Origin of the sequence: Mycobacterium senriense (assembly GCF_019668465.1) — a bacterium.
Classification (GTDB): domain Bacteria; phylum Actinomycetota; class Actinomycetes; order Mycobacteriales; family Mycobacteriaceae; genus Mycobacterium; species Mycobacterium senriense.
Map to the genome: position 1 here is coordinate 5282583 of NZ_AP024828.1, position 21247 is coordinate 5303829.

22 protein-coding genes are annotated in these 21247 nt (G+C 70.1%); 10 read left to right on the forward strand and 12 right to left on the reverse strand.

What is annotated here, in order from left to right:
• Window positions 1–76: 76 nt before the first annotated feature.
• Together MTY59_RS24455 and MTY59_RS24460 are read left to right on the forward strand one after the other, a co-directional pair.
• Window positions 77–1540 carry a PPE family protein gene (locus tag MTY59_RS24455; RefSeq protein WP_221043437.1) on the forward strand — a complete coding sequence of 488 codons (1464 nt, stop codon included), beginning with the start codon at window positions 77–79 and terminating at the stop codon, window positions 1538–1540.
• Window positions 1541–1646: 106 nt separating this feature from the next.
• Window positions 1647–1985, forward strand: coding sequence for a hemophore-related protein (locus MTY59_RS24460; RefSeq protein WP_221043438.1), 339 nt, complete (start codon window positions 1647–1649; stop codon window positions 1983–1985).
• 53 nt (window positions 1986–2038) lie between these two features.
• Here the strand turns inward: MTY59_RS24460 and MTY59_RS24465 are convergent, their stop codons facing one another.
• From MTY59_RS24465 to MTY59_RS24475, 3 genes are read right to left on the reverse strand one after another with little or no spacing between them, the layout of a single operon-like run.
• Window positions 2039–2509, reverse strand: a complete 471-nt coding sequence (locus MTY59_RS24465) for a PH domain-containing protein (RefSeq protein ID WP_221043439.1) — start codon at window positions 2507–2509, stop codon at window positions 2039–2041.
• Window positions 2506–2988, reverse strand: coding sequence for a 6,7-dimethyl-8-ribityllumazine synthase (gene ribH, locus MTY59_RS24470; protein WP_221043440.1), 483 nt, complete (start codon window positions 2986–2988; stop codon window positions 2506–2508). The genes MTY59_RS24465 and ribH overlap by 4 nt, the downstream gene beginning before the upstream one ends.
• Window positions 2985–4262 (reverse strand): bifunctional 3,4-dihydroxy-2-butanone-4-phosphate synthase/GTP cyclohydrolase II, encoded by a 1278-nt coding sequence (locus tag MTY59_RS24475; RefSeq protein WP_221043441.1) that lies wholly within the window; start codon window positions 4260–4262, stop codon window positions 2985–2987. Before MTY59_RS24475 ends, ribH begins: the two co-directional genes overlap by 4 nt.
• Window positions 4263–4849: 587 nt before the next feature.
• Between MTY59_RS24475 and MTY59_RS24480 the strand changes: the two genes are divergently transcribed.
• A complete protein-coding gene (locus MTY59_RS24480) occupies window positions 4850–5221 on the forward strand; it encodes an Mtp family mycobacterial-type pilin (RefSeq protein WP_221043442.1) in 372 nt (123 codons plus the stop codon).
• 144 nt (window positions 5222–5365) lie between these two features.
• Here MTY59_RS24480 and MTY59_RS24485 read toward each other — a convergent pair whose 3' ends face one another.
• Window positions 5366–5848: a MarR family winged helix-turn-helix transcriptional regulator gene (locus tag MTY59_RS24485; RefSeq protein WP_221043443.1), complete on the reverse strand. Its 483-nt coding sequence runs from the start codon at window positions 5846–5848 to the stop codon at window positions 5366–5368.
• 98 nt (window positions 5849–5946) lie between these two features.
• Between MTY59_RS24485 and MTY59_RS24490 the strand changes: the two genes are divergently transcribed.
• Both MTY59_RS24490 and MTY59_RS24495 read left to right on the forward strand, forming a co-directional pair.
• Window positions 5947–6567, forward strand: coding sequence for an NADPH-dependent F420 reductase (locus tag MTY59_RS24490; protein WP_221043444.1), 621 nt, complete (start codon window positions 5947–5949; stop codon window positions 6565–6567).
• A 99-nt stretch (window positions 6568–6666) separates the two neighbouring features.
• The gene (locus MTY59_RS24495) at window positions 6667–7551 is read left to right on the forward strand and encodes a TIGR03619 family F420-dependent LLM class oxidoreductase (RefSeq protein WP_221043445.1); all 885 of its coding nucleotides are present in this window, start codon (window positions 6667–6669) and stop codon (window positions 7549–7551) included.
• Between the two features lie 42 nt (window positions 7552–7593).
• On the opposite strand, the gene MTY59_RS24500 is transcribed toward MTY59_RS24495, so the two are convergent.
• Entirely contained in the window at window positions 7594–8193 is a 600-nt protein-coding gene (locus tag MTY59_RS24500; RefSeq protein WP_221043446.1) for a riboflavin synthase, read from the reverse strand.
• A 118-nt stretch (window positions 8194–8311) separates the two neighbouring features.
• Here MTY59_RS24500 and MTY59_RS24505 point away from each other — a divergent pair, with 118 nt between their 5' ends.
• Window positions 8312–9019: an LppX_LprAFG lipoprotein gene (locus tag MTY59_RS24505; protein ID WP_221043447.1), complete on the forward strand. Its 708-nt coding sequence runs from the start codon at window positions 8312–8314 to the stop codon at window positions 9017–9019.
• Window positions 9016–10596: an MFS transporter gene (locus tag MTY59_RS24510; protein WP_221043448.1), complete on the forward strand. Its 1581-nt coding sequence runs from the start codon at window positions 9016–9018 to the stop codon at window positions 10594–10596. Before MTY59_RS24505 ends, MTY59_RS24510 begins: the two co-directional genes overlap by 4 nt.
• On the opposite strand, the gene ribD is transcribed toward MTY59_RS24510, so the two are convergent.
• From ribD to fmt, 4 genes are read right to left on the reverse strand one after another with little or no spacing between them, the layout of a single operon-like run.
• Window positions 10593–11618, reverse strand: a complete 1026-nt coding sequence (gene ribD, locus MTY59_RS24515; RefSeq protein ID WP_221043449.1) for a bifunctional diaminohydroxyphosphoribosylaminopyrimidine deaminase/5-amino-6-(5-phosphoribosylamino)uracil reductase RibD — start codon at window positions 11616–11618, stop codon at window positions 10593–10595. The two genes, MTY59_RS24510 and ribD, sit on opposite strands and share 4 nt — an antisense overlap.
• Window positions 11615–12313: a ribulose-phosphate 3-epimerase gene (gene rpe, locus MTY59_RS24520; RefSeq protein ID WP_415823084.1), complete on the reverse strand. Its 699-nt coding sequence runs from the start codon at window positions 12311–12313 to the stop codon at window positions 11615–11617. The genes ribD and rpe overlap by 4 nt, the downstream gene beginning before the upstream one ends.
• Window positions 12314–12365: 52 nt before the next feature.
• Entirely contained in the window at window positions 12366–13829 is a 1464-nt protein-coding gene (locus MTY59_RS24525) for an RsmB/NOP family class I SAM-dependent RNA methyltransferase (protein ID WP_250160657.1), read from the reverse strand.
• Window positions 13826–14773, reverse strand: a complete 948-nt coding sequence (fmt, locus tag MTY59_RS24530) for a methionyl-tRNA formyltransferase (RefSeq protein WP_221043450.1) — start codon at window positions 14771–14773, stop codon at window positions 13826–13828. The genes MTY59_RS24525 and fmt overlap by 4 nt, the downstream gene beginning before the upstream one ends.
• A 183-nt stretch (window positions 14774–14956) precedes the next feature.
• Here fmt and MTY59_RS24535 point away from each other — a divergent pair, with 183 nt between their 5' ends.
• Complete coding sequence (locus tag MTY59_RS24535) at window positions 14957–15784, forward strand: class I SAM-dependent methyltransferase (protein WP_221043451.1); 828 nt, start codon at window positions 14957–14959, stop codon at window positions 15782–15784.
• A gap of 26 nt (window positions 15785–15810) precedes the next feature.
• Here MTY59_RS24535 and MTY59_RS24540 read toward each other — a convergent pair whose 3' ends face one another.
• From MTY59_RS24540 to MTY59_RS24550, 3 genes are all read right to left on the reverse strand, one after another.
• Window positions 15811–16296, reverse strand: coding sequence for a MarR family winged helix-turn-helix transcriptional regulator (locus MTY59_RS24540; RefSeq protein ID WP_221043452.1), 486 nt, complete (start codon window positions 16294–16296; stop codon window positions 15811–15813).
• Between the two features lie 129 nt (window positions 16297–16425).
• Window positions 16426–18438: a primosomal protein N' gene (locus tag MTY59_RS24545; RefSeq protein WP_221043453.1), complete on the reverse strand. Its 2013-nt coding sequence runs from the start codon at window positions 18436–18438 to the stop codon at window positions 16426–16428.
• A gap of 79 nt (window positions 18439–18517) precedes the next feature.
• Window positions 18518–19279: a lysoplasmalogenase gene (locus MTY59_RS24550; protein ID WP_221043454.1), complete on the reverse strand. Its 762-nt coding sequence runs from the start codon at window positions 19277–19279 to the stop codon at window positions 18518–18520.
• Between MTY59_RS24550 and MTY59_RS24555 the strand changes: the two genes are divergently transcribed.
• Window positions 19278–20252: an alpha/beta hydrolase gene (locus tag MTY59_RS24555; protein WP_221043455.1), complete on the forward strand. Its 975-nt coding sequence runs from the start codon at window positions 19278–19280 to the stop codon at window positions 20250–20252. The two genes, MTY59_RS24550 and MTY59_RS24555, sit on opposite strands and share 2 nt — an antisense overlap.
• Before the next feature lie 22 nt (window positions 20253–20274).
• A complete protein-coding gene (locus tag MTY59_RS24560) occupies window positions 20275–21237 on the forward strand; it encodes an alpha/beta hydrolase (protein ID WP_221043456.1) in 963 nt (320 codons plus the stop codon).
• Window positions 21238–21247 lie beyond the last annotated feature (10 nt).

Genomic DNA, 21247 nt, shown 5'->3' on the forward strand with positions numbered 1-21247 from the left:
CCGACCACGCGAGCCGCTGACCGGTCCGTCGGGAGGAGCGCGACATGGCAGCGCGGGTGAACGCGGGTGATCAACGATGACCATGCCGATCTGGGGCGCCTTCCCGCCGGAAGTCCATTCGGCGGCGCTGTCCAGCGGCCCGGGACCCGGATCACTGCTGGCGGCCGAGCAGGCGTGGCAGGCATTGAGTGCCGAATACGACTCGGCGGCCCAGGAACTCGGCGACTTGTTGGCGGCGGTGCAGGCCGGGACGTGGCAGGGCCCCAGCGCCGAGGCGTACGTGGCCGCCCATGTGCCGTACCTGGCATGGCTTTTGCAGAACAGTGCCAACAGTTCGGCAGCCGCATTAGAAGCCGATACCGTGGCCGCGGCCTACACCGCCGCGCTGTCCGCCATGCCGACGCTGGAAGAGCTGGAAGCCAACCACGCCATGTTCGCCCAACTGGTGGCGACGAACTTCCTTGGCGTGAACACGATTCCAATCGCGCTCAACGAAATGGACTATCTGCGGATGTGGCTGCAGGCGGCCACCACGATGGCGATCTATGAAGCGGTGTCCCAGACCGCGCAGACGTGGGTGCCGCCGACCGCTCCGCCGCCGCCGATCCAGCTGGCCAACCCGCCCAACCAGGATGCCGGCGGCGGGGCGGATCAGCTGAGCTGGTGGGTGACTCGCGTGCAAGAAGTCGCCCAGGAACTGAACGCGGACCTGAGCCAGTCAGGAGGATCCAACCCGTCCTCAGTCCTCAACAGCCTGATGACCGACCCGCTGCTCGCCGCCAAGGTTCCGCACTGGGCGGGCGAGGCGCTCTACACATTCCCTACTACCCAGGTGCCGCAATTGGCGCAGCTCTCCGTCGGCCTGATCGCCCCCTTCATCCCCGTCGCCGGTGCGGCGGGTTTGGCGGGGCTGGCCGGCGTGGCGCAACCCGCCCCAACCCAGCCGGGCGCGGTGGCCGCCCCGGCTCCGTCGCACACGGGAGCGCCCGTCGCGATGGCACCCGGTCTCGGCACGCCCGCTGCGGCCCCGGCCGCCGCACCGGTGTCCGCCCCCGTGACCGCCGCGACATCGGCAGCGCCCGCCGCCGCACCGGCGCCGCCCGCCCCGGGCGTCCCGGCTTTCAGCTACCCCTATGTGGTCGGCCCTCCCGGGCTCGGGGCCGGCACCGACATGAGCCTCGGCTCGCGGACCGGCCAGAAGTCGCCCGCGCCCGACGCCGTCGCGGCGCCGGCCGCCGCGGCCGGGCGCGAACAGGTCCGGCGCCGCCGGCGTCCGCGGACGGGTCTGATCGATCCCGGCCGCCGCTACGAATACCTCGACCATGGTTCGGACGCGGAATCCGCCTATGCGACGGCCTCGGATCGGGGCGCGGGGAAAATGGGGTTCTTCGGCACCGCTCCGGAGTCGGGCGCCGCTCCCGTGGGCCTGACCACAGTTGCCGGCGCTGCTCTGGACGACAGCCCGAGCCTGCCGCTGCTGCCGAGCAGTTGGAGCCCCGAAACCGAAGAAGGAACATCCGGGCAGGTAGAAGGACCGTAACGGGCTCGGCGCGCGGTCGCGGCGGTTTGGGCGGCTTCCGTTCCGGCTACCAATGCTTTTAGCTCAACGTAGAGTGAGGGGGCAAAGCAATGGAGGGAGTCCGTAAATGATGAAGCGCTCGCTGGCCAAACTGGCCGTCACGCTCGGCGGTCTGGCATTGGCGTCGACCGCTGGGGCCGGGGTCGCATCTGCCGATCCCGATTACGGTCCGATGATCCACACCACCTGTAGCTACGACCAGGCGATGAGGGCGGTGCACGCGGAGAACCCGACGGCCGCCCAGTACCTCGACCAGTCGCCGCCGAACCAGCAGTTCTTGCAGCAATACCTGGCGTCGTCGCCCGATCAGCGGGTGAACCTGCTGCATGCGATCGAGCACAACCAGGGGGCCCAGCAGGCCCTGCCGATCTTCCAGCAAATGATGACGGACTGCACCCAGTACTAAGCGCCTTCGACTCGGGCTGCTGAGCGCTCTACCATCGGCCGATGGTAGAGCGCTCAGTGCGCCTGCAGGTCCGGCCGATAGCGCGCCAGCAGCGAGCGGACCGTGTCCATGGCGTCCACCGCGCGGCCCTTGTCGACGGCCTGAATCGCCATCACCGGTATGTACTCGTCGTCGGGCAGGTCGATGCGGGCCCAGCGGTGACCCACCGGAAAAGACACGCCTGCAACGTCCGGCCACTCGATAAGCTTGTCGTCCAACAGATTTCTCACCGAAACGCCGGCAGGTCCCACTCGCAGCCGCGGCCGCGCGAACAACAGCACCACGCCGGCGATGACCAGGCCCAGCACAGCGATCGCCACCTGATCTGAGGTCTGAAAGACCACCCCGGTGGACCTCACCTTGAGCAGCAGGCCCACCGCGATATGCGCCGCGGCGATCAAAAACGCAGCCCCATAGGCGAATAGCGGCGTGCGATGGGGACGCAGCACCGCATCCCAGGACTCACGGTCCGGCGGCGACGTCACGACTGAGCGCGCAACTCACGCAGGGTCAGCGCGGTGGTCAGGGCCGCCAGAGTGGCTTGGGCCCCTTTGTCCTCGGCCGATTCCGGAAGGCCGGCCCGGTCCAGCGCCTGCTCCTCGGTGTCGGTGGTCAGCACACCGTTGGCCACCGGTGTGGAAGTGTCCAACGACACCCGGGTCAGGCCCTGAGTCACCGCATCACACACGTACTCGAAATGCGGTGTCTGACCCCGGATTACGACGCCCAGAGCAACCACGGCATCGTGGTTGCGGGTGAGTTCCTGGGCAATCACCGGGATCTCAATGGCGCCGATCACCCGCACCACCGTCGGGTCGTCAATACCCGATTCCGAAGCCACCTTGCGGGCACCGGCCAGCAGTGCGTCGCAGATTTCGCTGTGCCAGGTACTCGCGACCAGGGCCAGTCGCAGGCCGGATGCATCGAGCGGCGGGACCTCTGGCACACCGTCGGCAGGGCTCACAAAGCACCGCCGAATTCACCTGGCAGATGGACGGATTCGTGAAAGTCGTCCAGCCCGGCCAGGTCGTGTCCCATCTTGTCCCGCTTGGTCATCAGGTAGCGGATGTTCTCCGCGTTGGCGCGCACCGGCAGCGGCACCCGCTCGATGATGTGCAGGCCGTACCCGTCCAGCCCGACCCGCTTGGCGGGGTTGTTGGTCAGCAGCCGCATCGAACGCACCCCGAGGTCCACCAGGATCTGCGCGCCGATGCCGTAATCCCTTGCATCGGCCGGCAATCCGAGCTTGAGGTTGGCGTCGACGGTGTCTTCACCGGCGTCCTGCAGCTGATAGGCCTGCAGCTTGTGCATCAGCCCGATGCCGCGGCCCTCGTGGCCCCGCATGTACAGCACGATGCCGCGTCCCTCGCGGGCGACCATCGCCATCGCGGCGTCCAGCTGCGGCCCGCAATCGCAGCGGCGCGAACCGAACACGTCGCCGGTCAGGCATTCGGAGTGCACGCGCACCAGCACGTCGTCACCATCGGCGTTCGGCCCGGAGATGTCCCCGCGCACCAGCGCGACGTGCTCGACCTCTTCGTAGATGCTGGCGTAGCCAATGGCACGAAACTCGCCGTGCCGCGTCGGTATCCGGGCCTCGGCGATCCGGGCGATGTGCTTCTCGTGCTTGCGGCGCCACTCGATCAGGTCGGCGATGGTGATCATCGCGAGGTCGTGTTCGTCGGCGAAGACCCGCAGTTCGTCGGTCTGCGCCATCGAGCCCTCGTCCTTTTGGCTGACGATCTCGCAGATGGCGCCCGCGGGCTGCAGCCCGGCCAGGCGGGCCAGGTCGACGGCGGCCTCGGTGTGACCGGGACGGCGCAGCACGCCACCGTCCTTGGCGCGCAACGGAACCACGTGACCCGGCCGGGTGAAGTCGTCGGCGATGCTGGTGGGATCGGCCAGCAGCCGCATCGTGGTGGCCCGGTCCGAGGCCGAAATCCCGGTGCCCACACCCCGTCTTGCGTCGACGGTGACGGTGTAGGCGGTGCCGTGCTTGTCCTGGTTTACCGCGTACATCGGCAGCAGGCCCAGTCGGTCGCAGACCTCGCCGTCCAGCGGTACGCACAGGTATCCCGAGGTGTAGCGGACCATGAACGCCACCATCTCCGGCGTCGCCTTCTCGGCGGCGAAGATCAGATCGCCCTCGTTCTCGCGGTCCTCGTCGTCAATGACGATGACGGCCTTGCCGGCCGCAATGTCGGCAACCGCCCTTTCGACGGAGTCCAACCTCGTCATCTTTGCTACCTCGCCGTTCCCGCTGTCCGGCGGGAACACTGTCGAAACGGCTCACACGAGAAGCCCACGTGTTGCATTCAGTATGAACCACGGCGGCGCCGCCGTTATTGCCACGGCTTGATCAGCGGGACGGTCCCGGATCGCGTTGCGCCACCGCGTGCGCCGGCCACGCCGACGGCCTGACCACTTCCGAGAGCGCGCCCTATTCTCGTCGCAGCGGATCCCACCGGCCTCCCGATGCAGGACGGGGCCTCGCCATCCACGGCGGCACTCGCGTAATCGTTGCCGAGATCACACTTTTCGCCGCCCGGAGATACCCGGCGCCGCCCCGGCCGACGCGCTATTCGCCGCGGGGGAAGGCAACCGTTCCGATACGGATGCACGGTCGCCTCGCAAACAGGATCTCACTGTCAAGAATGGTTCGCCTCGCCACCGATATCGTCACTTGGTGCCATAAATAACCCGATGAAAAGCCCGTATACCCGTGAACGCTTTGCAACGGATATGTGTTGGCTGTGCCAAATATTTGACATGAGCAAACGGCGGAAACGGGTTTCGAGCGCATTCCCGCGGGGAAATACAGCCGCATGAATACCAACACGCAAACACGACCGTGGGTCCGGCTGTGTACCGGCGCGCTCGCCGCCGGCGGCTTGGCCATGTCCGCGCTCGGACTGTCCACGGGCACCGCCGCGGCGGCGCCTCCGCCTCCGCCCATGTACCACCACCACTGGTGCCCGGGCGATCAGTGGGACCCAGGCTGGGGCCCTTACCAGAACTGGAACAACTGCCGTGACTGGGACGACAATTACGGCGGCCCTGCAGGTTACGAAGGAGCCCCGCCGTGGGCACCGCCGCCGCCCGGACCACCGCCGTGGGCACCGTGGGCTCAGGTCGTGTGGAATCCCCAGGCGAATGGTTGGGGATACTGGAACGGCCCCGTGTGGATGCCGCTGTAATCCACGGCTGATCCCAAAGCAGGCCGCCGCCACGGCGATCCCGCCGTTGGCCGGTGGCCTGTTTTGCTCGTCCCGTGATCCAGCGGGCCGCGATGATTCCCCAGCTGCCCCCGCGTCGGCATGAAGGTCTCGCGGCTGATGAAGCTATGAGGGCTGGTCTTCGGCCGGAGAGTCGCCGTCTTTGGCCAGGTGGCGCAGGACTCGCTCGTTGAGGGCGGCGAGCATGTCGAGCTCAGCCGGGGTGAGCAGGTCGATGAAGTTCCGGCGGACGTCCGCCACGTGCCCGGGCGCCGCATTCTCGATGGCGGCGCGGCCGGCCGGCAGCAGGCAGACCATGGTGCTGCGGGCGTCGTCGGGGTTGGACTCGCGGCAGATCAGCCCGTCCTTCTGCATGCGCCGCACCTGGTGGGAAACACGACTCTTCTCCCAGCCCAGTATCTTGCACAGGTCGCGTGCGGGCATGCGGTCCCCGTCGTGACCCGACAGCACCGCCAGGATCTCGTAGTCGGCCCCTGACAGGCCCGCTTCCTGCAGGCCCCGGTTCAGGTGCACGTCGAGCTGATGATGCGCGTGCTGAAAGGCCCGCCAGGCGCGGTCTTCACGAGGGTTCAGCCAGTTCGGTTCCATCAGCCGCGATGTTACCCCCGATTGGTTGACGCGTCACCAAACCGAGCTTAAGGTGGACTAGTCAACCTTTTCCCCATCAAACCAAGACGGGACACCTCATGAGCAGCATCAGCATCATTGGCACCGGGAACATGGCCCGCGCCATCGGCGCGCTCGCCGTAGCGGGCGGCAACACCGTCGAGGTCATCGGCCGCGATCAGACCAAGGCCGCTGACCTGGCCAAGGCTCTCGGCGGCAGCGCCACGACCGGAGAGTTCGGCGCCGCCCCGACCGGGGACATCGTCATCGTGGCCGTGTTGTACGCCGATGTCGTTCCGGTCGTCGCCCAGTACGGAGACGCGCTCGCGGGCAAGGTCATCGTCGACATCAGCAACCCCTTCAATTCCGCGGCCGACGGGCTGGCCATTCCCGATGACACCTCGATCGCGCAGGAAGTTGCCAAGGCCGCCCCGGCCAGCGCCAGCGTGGTCAAGGCGTTCAACACCATCTTCGGTGTTGTCCTGGCCCAGGGCCGGCCGCTCGACGTCTTCATCGCCGGCGACGACGCGCGCGCGAAGTCAGGCGTGGCGGAGTTCATCGAAAGCCTCGGCCTGCGCCCGCTGGACGTCGGCGACTTGAACATGGCGCACTGGCTGGAAGCAACGGGCCTGGTCATGATGGGCCTCGCCCGCCACGGGGTGGGGAACTTCGACTTCGCCCTCGGCGTCGTTCCCGGCTGAGCCGCACGGCCACCGGTCCACGCCGTGGACGAACACGGGTGCCGTGCGCCCCATTAAGGGTTGATCGATCAACCACTCGATTGGAGAGGCTTTCCCGCGATGAAACTTGGTTACGCACTTCCCATAGTCGGGCCCGCGATCAGCAGCGCCGCTGGTCTAAGCGCGTTCTGCCGCGGACTGGAGGACCTCGGCTACGACACCCTGTGGGTCGGTGATCGACTGGTCACCCCGGTCGATATGCACAGCGTCTATCCGGGCAAAGAGCAGCCGTACCCGCCGCAGATGACCCGTTACCTCGATCCGGTGCTGCTGTGGACGGTCGCCGCGGCGGCGACCAGCCGGGTGCGGCTGAACTCCAGCACGCTCAGCACGTTCTACTACGAGCCGGTGCACCTGGCCCGGCTGCTGACCACGCTCGACGTGCTCAGCGACGGCCGCCTCGACGTTGGCGTGGGAGTCGGGTGGATGAAGGACGAGCACGACATCGCCCGCGGCGCGGACTGGCGCCGGCGCGGGCGGATGCTCGATGACCTGCTGGCGTTCCTGCACGAGTGGTGGACAACCACTCCGGTGTCCTGGGACAGCGAGTTCTTCTCGCTGCCGCCGGTCCATGCCGACCTGCGCCCGGTGCAGGCCGGCGGTCCGCCCATCTGGATCGGCGGTGCCAGCGAGGCCGCCATGCGCCGGGTCGGCCGCAGCGGCACCGGCTGGCTCGGCGTCGAGGGCCTGCAGGACGAGGTCACCGACCGCCTGTGGTCGATTGCCCGCCGCGCGGCGCAGGACGCCGGCCGCGATCCCGACGCACTGAAGACGGCCATGCGGATCAACCTCGAACCGGGCACGTCCATCGACTCGGTTGCCGACAGGCTCGAGCGCCTGGCCAGGTCCGGTGTCGATGAGGCGATCGTGGATGCCTTCGCGATGTTCCCCAGCCTTGACCAATTGGTTGATTTCGCCGGCCAGGTGATCGCCCGATGGGAGTGATCGTGGGAAAGGTTGACGGCACCTCATGCTGCGAGCCCGTCGTCAGCGGGCCATCAACCGCTCGACGTATTTCGCGATGACGTCGACCTCGAGGTTCACCTGCGTGCCGACCGGGACGCGGCCCAGCGTGGTCAATTCGCGGGTGGTGGGGATCAGCGAGACCTCGAACCAGTCCCCCGGCTCGTCGCCCAACCCGGACACGGTCAACGAAATCCCGTCGACGGTGATCGACCCCTTCTCCACGACGTAGCGGGCCACCTCGGCCGGCATCTCGATGCGCACCACTTCCCAGTGCTCCGACGGCGTCCGGCCCACGATGCGCCCGGTCCCGTCGACGTGCCCCTGCACGATGTGCCCGCCAAGTCGGCTGTTGACGGCCGCGGCACGCTCCAGGTTGACCCGGCTGCCGACCTGCAATTCGCCCAAGTTGGACCGGTTGAGCGATTCGGCCATCACGTCGGCGGTGAACTGACCGCCGGGTAACAGCTCGGCGACGGTCAGGCACACGCCGTTGACGGCGATCGAATCGCCATGACCCGCGTCGGCGGTCACCACGGCACCGCGGATGGTTAGCCGTGCGGCGTCCGAAAGGACGTCGCGAGCCGTCACCTCGCCGAGTTCCTCGACAATTCCGGTAAACATCCTCTTAGGCTAATTGGCCCCCACTCACGGTGATGAGCAGGGCAAACACCCGCGCCCCGACGACACTGGCACCCCGCGTTCATCAGTGCAGTCACCGGCACCCTCTACGATGCAGAGTATGCAGACCCGCCGCCGTATATCGGCCGTCATCGCATCCCTGACCCTCGCCACCGCCTTGATCGCCGGCTGTTCGTCGGGCTCAAAGCAGAGCGGCGCGCCGCTCCCCGACGGCACCACCTTGGTCAAGCAGTCGGCCGACGCCACCAAGAAGGTGCAGAGCGCGCACATCGCGCTGAGCATCCAGGGCAAGATCCCCGGGCTACCCATCAAGACGCTGACCGGCGACCTCACCACGGCACCGGCCACCGCCGCGTCGGGCAACGCCACGATCACCCTGGGCGGCTCCGACATCGACGCCAACTTCGTGGTGCTCGACGGAACCCTGTACGCCACCCTCACCCCGAACAAGTGGAGTGATTTCGGCAAGGCCTCCGACGTCTACGACGTCTCGGTGCTGCTGAACCCCGACAACGGGCTGGGCAACGCGCTGGCCAACTTCAGCAACGCCAAGTCCGAGGGCCGCGAAAACATCAACGGGCAGAACACCATCCGCATCACCGGCAACGTCTCGGCCGACGCGGTGAACAAGATCGTGCCGCAGTTCAACGCGACGCAGCCGGTGCCGAGCACGGTGTGGGTCCAGGAAGGCGGCGACCACGAGCTGGTCCAGGCCAATCTGCAGAAGAGCTCGGGCAACGCCGCCCAGATCACCCTGTCCAACTGGGGCGAGCAGGTTCAGGTCACCAAGCCCCCGGTGAGCTCGTGACCGCGGAGACCGCAGCCCCGACCGGGCACCAGACCGGGCGCCGCATAGCGATCAGCGCGGGCAGCCTGGCGGTCCTGCTGGGCGCCCTGGACGCCTATGTCGTCGTGACGATCATGCGCGACATCATGACCGACGTCCACATCCCGATCAACCAGCTGCAGCGCATCACCTGGATCATCACGATGTACCTGCTGGGCTACATCGCCGCCATGCCGCTGTTGGGCCGCGCCTCCGACCGGTTCGGCCGCAAGCTGGTGCTGCAGGTCAGCCTGGCTCTGTTCATCGTCGGCTCGGTGGTCACCGCGCTGGCCGGCCATTGGGGGGATTTCCACCTGCTGGTCGGCGGCCGAACCATCCAGGGCGTGGCCAGCGGCGCGCTGTTGCCGGTCACCCTAGCCCTGGGCGCCGATCTGTGGGCGCAGCGCAACCGCGCCGGGGTGCTGGGCGGCATCGGGGCCGCGCAGGAGCTCGGCAGCGTGCTGGGCCCGCTGTACGGGATCTTCATCGTCTTCCTCACCCACGACTGGCGCTACGTCTTCTGGATCAACGTGCCGCTGACCCTCATCGCGATGGTGATGATCCAGTTCAGCCTGCCGTCGCACGAACGGGTGGAGGAGCCGGAGAAGATCGACCTGGTCGGTGGCGTGCTGCTGGCGGTCGCCCTGGGCCTCGCCGTCATCGGTCTGTACAACCCGCAACCCGACGGCAAGCAGATCCTGCCGAGCTACGGGTTGCCGCTGGTCATCGGCGCGGTTGTGGTCGCGGTGTTGTTCCTGCTCTGGGAGCGTTTCGCGCGCACCCGGCTGATCGAACCGTCGGGCGTGCACTTCCGCCCGTTCCTGGCCGCGCTGGGCGCCTCGCTGTTCGCCGGTGCCGCGCTGATGGTGACTCTGGTCGACGTGGAGCTGTTCGGCCAGGGCGTGCTGCAGATGGACGAGACGCAGGCCGCCGGGTTGCTGTTGTGGTTCCTGATCGCGCTGCCGATCGGGGCGGTGCTGGGCGGGTGGATCGCCACCCGGATCGGTGACCGCATCATGACCTTCGTCGGGCTGCTCATCGCGGCCTACGGTTACTGGCTGATTCACTTCTGGCGCCAAGACGTGCTGAGCCATAAGCACAACATTTTCGGGCTGTTCAGCGTCCCCATCTTGCATGCCGATCTGCTGGTGGCCGGCCTGGGCCTGGGCCTGGTGATCGGGCCGCTGACCTCTGCGGCGCTGCGGGTTGTCCCATCGGCCGAACACGGCATCGCCTCGGCGGCGGTGGTGGTGGCCCGGATGACCGGCATGCTGATCGGGGTCGCCGGGCTCACCGCGTGGGGCCTGTACCGGTTCAACCAGATCGTGGCGGGCCTGACCGCCGCGATCCCGGCCAATGCCAGCCTGCTGGAGCGCATCGCCGCGCAGGGCACCATGTACCTCAAGGCCTTCGCCATGATGTACGGCGACATCTTCGAGGCCACCGTGGTGATCTGTATCTTGGGGGCGCTGCTGGGTCTGCTGCTCGGCGGCCGCAAGGAACACGCCGAGGAGCCGGAAATCGCCGAGCCGCAACCGGTTTCGCTGGGTGAGCGCTAGCCGCTGCGCGGCACCAGGCTGAGCAACAGGTCGGGCCCGACCCGGTCGATGCCGTCGAATTGCCAGCGCAGCGCCCGCGCGATCGTGGACACGCCCACGTCGTCGACCACGGTGACGGGGCCGCCCAGCAGCGTCGGCGCCACGTAGGCCAGAATCCGGTTGACCATCCCGGCCCGCAGGAAGGCACCCGCGAGCGTCGGGCCGCCCTCCAGCAGCACGTCGGTGCGGTCGGACACGGCCCTGAGCACCTCCATCGGGTCGTGCGTGCGGATCAGCATGGTGCGCGAATCGTCGTTGAGGACCTTTGCCTCCGAAGGTATTTCACGCATCCCGACGACCACTCGCAGCGGTTGCCGGTCGGCCAGCGAGCCGTCGGGCAGCCGCGCGGTCAGCGCCGGGTCGTCGGCCAGCACGGTCCCGGTGCCCACCACGATCGCGCCGGCGGCCGCGCGCCGGCGATGCAGATCCAGCCGCGAGGCCTCGCTGGAAATCCACTGGCTGGAACCGTCCGCGGCCGCGCTGCGGCCATCGACGCTGCTGGCGTATTTCCAGGTCAGATGCGGCAGCCCGGTCCGTTGCTTGTGCAGCCACTCCCGCAGCGGGCCGCCGGTCACCTCGTCGGCCAGCACCCGGGACTGCACCGCGACGCCGGCCTCCTCGAGCCGGGCCGCCCCACCGGCCGCCTCGGGGTTCGGGTCGGCGACGGCGTACACCACGGTGCCCACCTTCGCGTCGAGCAGGGCGTTCACACAGGGCGGGGTTCTGCCGTAGTGGTTGCACGGCTCGAGGGTGACCACCGCGGTGCCCCCGACCGCCAGATCGCCGGCCCGCCGCAGCGCCAGGATCTCGGCGTGATCGCCACCGGGCGGTGCGGTGGCGCCGACGCCGACCACCTCGCCACCGGCGCCCAGGATGACCGCCCCCACCGGCGGGTTCGGGTACGTGGTCCCCTTGACGTGGTTGGACTGGTCGATCGCCAGGCGCATCGCGGCCTCCAGGCGGTCGTCCGGCGGAAGGGTCATCGACGCAGGTGCGGGGATGCGCTTGCGGCCTGGCGCCGCAACGCGTCGATCGCGGCCCCCGGGTCGTCGGCGCCGTACACGGCCGACCCGGCGACGAAGCAATCGACGCCGGCCTCGGCGGCCTGCTCGATGGTGTCGGCGTTGATGCCGCCGTCGATCTCGACGAGGATCGTCAACTCCCCCGCCTCGATGAGCTTGCGCGCAGTGCGCACCTTGCTCAGCACCTCGGGGATGAAGCTCTGGCCGCCGAAACCTGGCTCCACCGACATGATGAGCAGGGTGTCGAACTGCGGCAGGATTTCCAGGTAGGGCTCCAGTGGGGTTCCCGGCTTGACGCTGATCCCCGCTTTGGCGCCGGCGGCGCGGATATCGCGGGCCACCCCGATCGGATTCTGGGTGGCCTCGGCATGGAAGGTGACGTTGTACGCGCCTGCCTCCGCGTAGGGGGGCGCCCAGCGGTCGGGGTTCTCGATCATCAGGTGGCAGTCCATCGGGATGGTGGTGGCGGCGAGCAGGCTTTCCACCACCGGCAGCCCGATGGTCAGATTCGGCACGAAGTGGTTGTCCATCACGTCGACGTGCAGCCAGTCTGCGCCGGTCACGGCGGCGGCTTCGTCGGCGAGCCGGGAGAAGTCAGCGGAAAGGATCGACGGCGCGATCAGCGGCCCCTTCGACGGTTCCGGGTTGCGAGGCATGAGCGCCAGACTACTGAGCCGCGCGGCCCCCTTCACATCTGGCGCGGCCGCGCTACCCCGCCTCGCGGCGCAGCGCGGCCGCGAACATCGCGTCGGTGCCGTGCCGGTGCGGCCACAGCTGGACGTACGGCCCGTCCCCCAGGTCGGCGACGGGCTCGAACAACGGCCGGGTGTCCAGCGCGCTCACCGGGTGGCGGCGCAGCGCGTCGGCGACCACGCCGACGGTCTCGGCCAGGTGTGGCGAGCACGTGGCGTAGAGCACCACGCCGCCGGGGCGGGTCAGCGCGATCGCGGCGCCCAGCAACTCGCGCTGCAGTTTGGTCAACGTGGCCACGTCGGCGGGCTGCCGCCGCCACCGCGCCTCCGGGCGTCGGCGCAGCGCCCCCAGCCCGGTACAGGGCGCGTCGACGAGCACCCGGTCGAACGTCGGCTCCAGCCCCGTCTGGCGCCCGTCCACCCGCAGCACGTCGACCGGCAGGCCGCGGGTGTTCTCGACGACCAGGTCGGCGCGGCGCGGCGCGGGCTCCACCGCCGTGAGCCGGAACCCGGACTCCGGGTGCTGCTCCACGCCGAGCGACGCCAGCAGCGCCGCCTTCCCGCCCGGCCCGGCGCACAGGTCCAGCCATCGGCCGCTGTCGCCGTCGACCTGGGCCAGGGTCAGCGCCCGGGCCACCAGCTGGCTGCCCTCGTCCTGGACCAGCGCGAGACCGTCGCGCACCGGCGCCAGCCGCCCGGGGTCGCCGCCCGCCAGGTACACCGCGTACGGCGAATAGCGCCCGACGGTCCCGTCCACCGCGTCGGCCAGTTCGGCGGCGGTCAGCGCGCCGGCCCGGGCGGCCAGGTGCACCTGGGGTCGCTCGTCGTCGCTGGCCAGCACCGCGTGCAGTTCGGTCGCGGCCGCGCCCAACGCATCGGCGAAGGCCTGGGCGATCCACCGGGGGTGGGCATGCACGAACGCGGCGTGCCCGACCGGATCCTGCGCCGCGTCGGGGGCCAGTTCGGCGACCCAGGACTGCTCGTCGCGCCCGGAGATGGTGCGCAGCACCCCGTTGACGAAACCCGCTCGCGCCGAATCGAATTCGATTCCGGCCTGCTCGACTGTGGTGGACACCGCGGCGTGCGCGTCGACCCGGGTGCGCAGCAACTGATACGCGCCGAGGCGCAGCAGGTCGAGCAACACCGGGTCGATGGCCTGCGGCGTGCGCCCGGCGGCCGCGCCGATGACGGCATCGAGCAGGCCCCGGGCGCGGCAGGTGCCGTAGGTGAGTTCGGTGGCGAATGCGGCGTCGCGGCCGGTGATTCCGCGTTCGCGCAGCAGCGCGGGCAGCGCCAGGTTCGCGTAGGCATCGCGTTCGCTCACCGCCCGAAGCACGTCGAACGCGGCGGCGCGGGCCGGGTCCAGGGGCCGGCGGGGCGGCCGGCGGTCGCGCTGCTGGGGCCGGCGGTCACGCTGCTGCGGGCCCGGCGGCTTGCGTTCCGGCCGGCCGCGCTGCGGTCTGTCGCGCCCGGTGCTCATGTCGCCCGCACCGCTGAGTCGAGCCGGGCACCGCGCGCCCAGTCGACCGCGTTCATGAATTTCTTGCCGGGCGGTTGGATCTGGTCCAGCCGCACCGGATCGGAGCCCGTGCCGACCCAGACGCTCTTGCGGTCGACGTGAATAGCACCGGGCGGCAACGGTTCTGGCGGCGCCGGCAGCGCGGAGGCGGCGGCAACCTGCACCGGTCCCAGTTTGATCCGCAGGTCGCCGACCAGCGTCCACGCGCCGGGGTTGGGCGTGACGGCGCGAATGCGACGATCCACGACCAGCGCCGGCAGGTCCCAGCGCACCCGGGCCTGCTCAACGGTGATCTTGGGTGCGACGCTGACCCCGTCCGCGGGCTGCGGCACCGGTGTCAGCGTCGCGTCGGCGATGCCGTCCAGCGTGGTCGACAGCAGCGCCGCACCCGAAATAGCCAGTCGCTCAAGCAATTCCCCGGCGGTGTCGGTCGGCCGGATCGTCTCGGTCACGACTCCGAAGATCGGACCGGAGTCCAGGCTCGGCTCGATCTGGAACGTCGAGGCACCGGTGATGCTGTCGCCCGCGGCGATGGCCGCCTGCACCGGCGCGGCGCCGCGCCAGGCGGGCAGCAGCGAGAAGTGCAGGTTGATCCAGCCCCGCGGGGGCACGGCCAGCAGGCCGTCGCGCAGCAGCGCGCCGTAGGCCACGACCGCGCAGCAATCCGGCGCCAACTCCGACAGCTCCGCGACGAACTCGTCCGAGTTGGGCCGCGACGGCCGCAGCACCGGAATCCCGCGATCGAGCGCTTCGCGGGCCACCGCCGACGGCTCGGGCCTACCGCGCCGCCCGACGGCGGCGTCGGGCCGGGTCAGCACCGCGACCACCTCGTGACGCGGTGAGTCGACGAGGCGGCGCAGTGCGGGTAGCGCGGGTTCGGGGGTTCCGGCGAAGACAAGACGCACCGGCCCAGTCTAGGAAGCGCCGGGCGCGGGCCCGACCCGCCCGAGCCGCCAGAACGTGCGCGCGTACACTATTGCCTATGGCTATTATTTCTGTCAGCCATTAACTGCCGGTGCGAACGCACCGCCGATTCGCGTCGACAACGAGGTCGAAAGACAACCGTTCCCCTTCTCAAGGAGGTCTAGATGACCCTCGACACCACGATCAGCGACGCCTCGGTGGCCGCCACGCATCGCACGGTATGGGCGCTGGGCGACTACGCCCTGATGGCCGAGGAAGTGATGGCTCCCCTCGGCCCCGCCCTGGTCAAAGCCACCGGCATCGGGCCCGGCGTGCGGGTCCTCGACGTCGCCGCCGGCTCGGGCAACATCTCGCTGCCGGCCGCCGCCACGGGTGCCAGCGTCGTCTCCACCGACCTCACCCCGGAGCTGTTGCGGCGCTCGCAGGCCAGGGCGGAGGCCCGGGGGTTGACCATCGACTACCGCGAAGCCAACGCGCAGGCGCTGCCGTTCGGCAACGGCGAGTTCGACGTCGTCATGTCCGCGATCGGCGTGCAGTTCGCCCCCGACCAGCAGCGCGCCGCCGCCGAACTGGTCCGGGTCTGCCGGCCGGGCGGCACGATCGGCGTGATCAGCTGGACCCCCGAGGGATTCTTCGGCCGCATGCTCGCCACCATCCGGCCGTACCGCCCGAGCCTGTCGCACCCCGTGCCGCCGGCCGCGCTCTGGGGGCGCCCGCGTTACGTCGCTGCGCTGCTCGGCGATCAGATCGGCGAAATCGCCACGACGCGAGGCATGTTGGCGGTCAACCGGTTCGACAGCGCCGAGGCCGTGCACGCCTACTTCAAGCAGCACTACGGCCCGACGATCGAGGCGTACGCGAACATCGGCCACAACCGGGTGCTGGCCGCCGAGCTCGACGCCCAGCTGGTCGAACTCGCACAGCAGCACCTGGCCAACGGCACGATGGGCTGGGAGTACCTGCTGGTGACCGCCCGGAAGCGGACCGACTAGGCCCGATGGTGGCGACCCGCGTCGGGCTACAGGCCGATGTCGGCGTCCAGGTGGACGTCGGGCTCGCCCCCGGCGGCGGTGAAGGCCGTCAAGGCCCGCACCAGCCCGTGCCGCTCCGGCGGCGGCATCTTCGCCACAATGGCCGCGATCTCGGCCCGCCGGTGCGCGGTGACCTGGTGGACGACGTCGCGGCCGCGTGTGGTGAGCGCGGCGAGCAGCTCGCGCCGCGACGTCGGGTGCGGCAAGCGGTCGATCAGCCCGGCAGCGACCAACCGGTCCACCATCCGGCCGGTGGCCGACGGCTGCACGCCCAGCAAACCGGCCAGGGTGGCCAGGTTGACCGGACCGCGGTTGGACAGGATCACCAGCGTCCGGAACTGCGCGATGGTGATGGTCTCGTCGACCTGCCCGACGGACCGAGCCGAGATTGCCATCAGCAGACGGGAGGCCGTCAGCAGGGCATCGGTGATGACGTCCAATGACTCGTCAACTGTGGCGTTTTCGGCTGCCATATCGCCCCTTCCCGGATGGTTTCCGGACCTCTCGGCGGCTAAGGATTAGAAAGTGTAGCAACACTGTAATGTCGTAAAAAGAGATTATTGCACGCGCATATTGTCGCCTAGGGTAATAGTTCGTGAAGGTTAGCCGATGTGCAACGGGTCGATCTGCACCCGGGCCGGCTCATGGGTCTGCCGGGCGCTGAGCACACCGACGCCGCGCCGCAGCGCCGCCGCCAGCGCCAGGCCCTGCTGACGGGGCACGCGCACCAGCATCCGCGTCACCGGCGCACCGGCCGGAGTTCCGGCCGGGCGGCGCACGCCGGCCGGAAGGTCCACCGGCCCAAGCAAATCCGCTTGGAAGGACTCCTGGTCGGACAACCGGGCCTCGTCGAGCAGCGCGGTCACGGCGCCGGCCGTCCCGTCGACGGCGGCCATGTGCACGCTGGGCGGCAGGCCGACCTCGGCCCGTGCCGTCACTTCGGCCTCCGCATGCCCCACCGGATCCCAGCGGATCAGCGATTGCACTGTGGGAAGCGAAGATTCGGCGACCACCATCACCACGCCGCCATCGCCGCGGGCACGCACCAGCGCGGCAGCGGTCATCCACCGCCACAGCGCGTCCTCGGCCGCGCGCAGGTCTTGGCGGCCCAGCAGCGCCCAGGTGTCCAGCAGCAGCGCCGCGCCATAACCCCCGGACGCCTGCGGCTCGGCACCCGGGGTGGCCACCACCAGTGCCGGGCCGGCCGCGACCTCGGCCACCACGCCGTCACCCGACGACGTGATCACCGCCGTGCCGGGAAACGCGCGGCCGAGTTCTTCGGCGGTGCGGCGCGCCCCGACGACGACGGCCCGCACCGCGTCCGACCCGCAGCGCGCGCACCGGCGCGTCGGGTCGACGCGGCCGCACCAGCGGCACAGCAGCGCCGCGCCGCCCTCCTGCAACGACAGCGGGCCCGTGCAGTGCCGGCACCGGGCGATCGCGCGGCACCGCGCGCAGGCCAGCGACGGGAGGTACCCCCGTCGCGGCACCTGCACCAGCACCGGCGCCCCGGCCTGCAGCGCCGAACGGGCGGCGCGCAGCGCGATGGACGGGATGCGCGCCGTACGCGCCGCCGGGTCCCGCTCGTCGGCGTAGCCGGTGTCGTCCAGGGCGATCACCCGCGGCGTGCGGGCCCGCACCACCGGCCGCGCCGCGACGATGTCGTGGGCCCAGCCGCTGCGCACCAGCGCGTGGGCTTCGGCGGTACGCGCGTAGCCGCCGATCAGGGCCGCGCACCGGGCCTGATGCGCGCGCAGCATCGCCACCTCGCGGGCGTGCGGGTACGGCGCCCGCGGCTCGGCCAGGCTGTCATCGGCGTCGGCCCACACCATGACCAGCCCGAGATCGCTCAGCGGCGCGAACACCGCACTGCGCGTGCCGATCACCAACCGCGCGGAGCCGCGCAGCGCGGCCAGCCAGCGCCGGTACCGGGCCGCCGGCCCCAGGCCGGCCGACAGGGCCACCACGCTGCCCTCGTCGATCCGCGCCGTCGCGGCCTGCCACAGCGCGTCTAGGTCGCGCTGGTCGGGAACGATCGCCAGCACCGAGCGGCCGGTGCGCACCGTTTGCGCGGCGGCCTCGGTGAACCGGTCCGTCCAGGACTCGCCCGGCAGCGCCTGCCAGACGGCCCGGGCGGCCCGCGATTCGGCCAGCGCGGCCAGGAACTGTGCGCCCCGGCCGTAACCGTCCCAGCCCGACGGGTCGACGGGCTCCGGGACCGCCGCATCGCGGCTGACCAGGGCTTCCCGTTCCACCCGGGCGTGCCGGGCCGGCACGGCCAGGCGCAACACGTCGGGCCGGGTGCCGGCGTAGTGCGCGGCCACCGCGTCGACCAGCCGGCGGATCTCCGGGGTGAGCACCGGCTCGGCCGACACGACGCGATCCAGCCAGCCCAGCTTTCCGGAATGGTCGGTGTCGTTGCGGCGCTCCAGCACGAAGCCGTCGACCAGCCGCCCGTGGAAGCGCACCCGCACCCGCACCCCGGGCTGGGCGTCATCGGACTGCTCGGCCGACACCAGGTAGTCGAACTCCCGATCCAGATGCGGCACCGACAGCATCGGCAGCACCCGGGCGATGGGCTCCACCTCGACGGGCGTGCGCGCGCTCGGACTCACCGCGTCCCCGGGCCGCGAATCATGTTGTCATCCAATGTGTTAACCGTCCGGTCCGCAGCGTACCGGGCAGGGGCGACAATCAGCCCTCGGCGGGCGCCGGGGCGTCCCCGGCGGCGTCGGCGGGAAGCTCGCGGCCGAAGAAGAACCCGGCCGTGATCAGGATCTGGGCCGCCGCATACGACCACCAGATCGGCACCGCCAGCGCCTCATTGCCCAGGATGAAGCGTGCGATGGCGATCATCGAGTCCGAGGCCGCGAAACACACCGCCCCCACCGCCGTCCAGATCGTAGGCAGTTTCGCCAGCAGGGCCGTGCACACCATCGCGGTTAGCACCACGATGTAGACCGTCACCGGAAGCGTCAGCTTCTCCGCGCCCAGGTGCGGCCAGAACCAGGCCAGCAGCGCGATCGACGCGGCACACATCAGGACCACCGCAACGATGCGTGCCGTCGACGGCGGCGCATCCTTCGAGAACGCCGGCACCAGTGGCAGCAGCGCGGCCAGAAAACACAAGTGCGCCAACAGGAATGCCGCCAGACCCACCACGAAGGACAGCGTCCACCACGGGATCGCCAGCACCCAGTCGCCGATGGCCGAGAGCAGCAGCGCCAGCATCAGCCACCGCCGCTCGCGGACGTAGGCGTGCCCGGCCGCGGCCAGCGTCAGCAGCAACGCCATCGAGGCCTTGAACGCAGGCTGCAGCACCCAGTGCCCGGTCAACTCGATTCCGGGCGGCGAGCGCAGCGCCAGCACGGTCAGGTAGATGCCGTAGCCGAGAGCCACCCAGCCGGCCACCACCCAGGCGCCGGCCACCAGACGAGGTGCGTACGGTACGTCCATGCCCAGCTTGGATAACACAGCCGACGAGAAACCCGCTATCGACCCCATCCTGCAGAAGGTACTGGATGCGGTTCCCTTTCGGCTATCAACTGAGGACGGAATCGACGCGGCAAGGCAGCGGTTCCGCGACCTGCCGCGCCGGCCGCTGCATCCCGAGCTGCGGGTCGAGGACCGCACGATTCCCGGGCCCGCGGGCGCCATCGCGATCCGGATCTATTGGCCGCCAAGCCATTCCGAAGCCCGCTCGGCTGACACCAAGGCGCCCGTCGTGCTGTATTTCCACGGCGGCGGGTTCGTCATCGGCGACCTCGACACCCACGACGGCACGGCCCGTCAGCACGCGGTCGGCGCCGACGCGATCGTGGTGTCCGTCGACTACCGACTGGCCCCCGAGCACCCCTACCCCGCCGCGGTCGAAGACGCTTGGGCCGCAACGCTTTGGGTCGCCGAGAACGTCGCCGGACTGCACGGCGACCCGAACCGGATCGCCCTCGCCGGGGATTCGGCCGGCGGCACCATCTCCGCCGCGGTGGCGCAGCGGGCGCGGGACAACGCCGCCCCACCGATCGTGTTCCAGCTGCTGTGGTATCCGTCGACCATGTGGGACGCGTCGCTGCCGTCGTTCACCGAGAACGCCACCGCACCGATCCTGGACGTCAGGGCCGTCGCGGAGTTCTCTCGTTGGTACGCGGGCGAAGTCGACATGTCGGATCCGCCGTCGGACATGGCGCCGGGTCGGGCGAAGGATCTGAGCAACCTGGCGCCGGCCTACATCGCCGTCGCCGGATACGACCCGCTGCGCGACGACGGCATCCGCTACGGCGAATTGCTGACCGCCGCAGGCGTCGACGCCCGGGTGCACAACGCCGAGACGCTGGTACACGGCTACCTGGGCTATGCCGGCGTGGTTCCCGCAGCCACCGCGGCCCTCGAGGGCGGACTGGCCGCGCTGCGAACCGCCCTGCACCGGTGACCCTGCGGCGTACGGTGAACGCATGAACGAGCCGACCACCGCCCGGCCCGGGATCGACCCGACGTTCAAGTCGTTGCTCGACGCCTTCCCGATGACCTTCCGCGAGGCCGACGGTGTCGAGGTCGCCCGCTCGCGGCTCCGGCTGCTCAAAGTGCCGCCGAAAATGCTGCCGGACCTGCGGATCGAGAACCGCACGATCGCCCACGGCGAGCGCACCGACATCCCGGTGCGCATCTACTGGCCCGACAGCGAGGCGCGCCCGCTGCCCGTGGTCGTCTTCTACCACGGCGGCGGCTTTTGCCTGGGCGACCTGGACACCCACGACCCGGTCGCCCGCGCGCACGCCGTCGGCGCCGAGGCCATCGTGGTGTCCGTCGGCTACCGGCTGGCCCCCGAGCATCCGTTCCCGGCCGGCGTGGACGACTGCTGGGCGGCCCTGCAATGGGTCGCCGAGAACGCGGCCGAGCTCGGCGGCGACCCCGGCAACATCGCCGTGGCCGGCGACTCGGCGGGTGGCAACCTCGCGGCGGTGACGGCGCTGCTGGCCCGCGACAACGGCGGCCCGGCGCTGCGCTTCCAGTTGCTGTGGTACCCGACGGTCACCGCGGATCAGTCCCTGCCGGCGTACACCGACAACGCCGAGGCGCCGATCCTGAACCGTGAGGTCATCGACGCGTTCCTGTCCTGGTACGTGCCCGACCTCGATATCACCGACCCGAAGTCGCTGCCGACCACCATGGCCCCCGCGAACGCCGCGGACCTGTCCGGGCTGGCGCCCGCCTACATCGGCACCGCCGAACATGATCCGCTGCGCGATGACGGGGCCCGCTACGCCGAGCTGCTGGGCGCCGCCGGCGTGCCGGTGGGGCTGAGCAACGAGCCCACCCTCGTGCACGGATTCGTCAGTTTCGCCCTGGCGATACCCGCCGCCGCGGAGGCCACCGAGCGCGGCCTGACGGCTCTGCACAAGGCGCTGCACCCCTAGGCAGGCAACG

Coding starts and splice junctions, on each gene's coding strand:
- MTY59_RS24455 (WP_221043437.1), top strand. CDS start 77: ATGACCATGCCGATCTGGGGCGCCTTCCCGCCGGAAGTCCATTCGGCG.
- MTY59_RS24460 (WP_221043438.1), top strand. CDS start 1,647: ATGATGAAGCGCTCGCTGGCCAAACTGGCCGTCACGCTCGGCGGTCTG.
- MTY59_RS24475 (WP_221043441.1), bottom strand. CDS start 4,262: ATGACGAGGTTGGACTCCGTCGAAAGGGCGGTTGCCGACATTGCGGCC.
- MTY59_RS24480 (WP_221043442.1), top strand. CDS start 4,850: ATGAATACCAACACGCAAACACGACCGTGGGTCCGGCTGTGTACCGGC.
- MTY59_RS24485 (WP_221043443.1), bottom strand. CDS start 5,848: ATGGAACCGAACTGGCTGAACCCTCGTGAAGACCGCGCCTGGCGGGCC.
- MTY59_RS24490 (WP_221043444.1), top strand. CDS start 5,947: ATGAGCAGCATCAGCATCATTGGCACCGGGAACATGGCCCGCGCCATC.
- MTY59_RS24495 (WP_221043445.1), top strand. CDS start 6,667: ATGAAACTTGGTTACGCACTTCCCATAGTCGGGCCCGCGATCAGCAGC.
- MTY59_RS24500 (WP_221043446.1), bottom strand. CDS start 8,193: ATGTTTACCGGAATTGTCGAGGAACTCGGCGAGGTGACGGCTCGCGAC.
- MTY59_RS24505 (WP_221043447.1), top strand. CDS start 8,312: ATGCAGACCCGCCGCCGTATATCGGCCGTCATCGCATCCCTGACCCTC.
- ribD (WP_221043449.1), bottom strand. CDS start 11,618: ATGACCCTTCCGCCGGACGACCGCCTGGAGGCCGCGATGCGCCTGGCG.
- rpe (WP_415823084.1), bottom strand. CDS start 12,313: ATGCCTCGCAACCCGGAACCGTCGAAGGGGCCGCTGATCGCGCCGTCG.
- MTY59_RS24525 (WP_250160657.1), bottom strand. CDS start 13,829: ATGAGCACCGGGCGCGACAGACCGCAGCGCGGCCGGCCGGAACGCAAG.
- MTY59_RS24535 (WP_221043451.1), top strand. CDS start 14,957: ATGACCCTCGACACCACGATCAGCGACGCCTCGGTGGCCGCCACGCAT.
- MTY59_RS24540 (WP_221043452.1), bottom strand. CDS start 16,296: ATGGCAGCCGAAAACGCCACAGTTGACGAGTCATTGGACGTCATCACC.
- MTY59_RS24555 (WP_221043455.1), top strand. CDS start 19,278: ATGCCCAGCTTGGATAACACAGCCGACGAGAAACCCGCTATCGACCCC.
- MTY59_RS24550 (WP_221043454.1), bottom strand. CDS start 19,279: ATGGACGTACCGTACGCACCTCGTCTGGTGGCCGGCGCCTGGGTGGTG.
- MTY59_RS24560 (WP_221043456.1), top strand. CDS start 20,275: ATGAACGAGCCGACCACCGCCCGGCCCGGGATCGACCCGACGTTCAAG.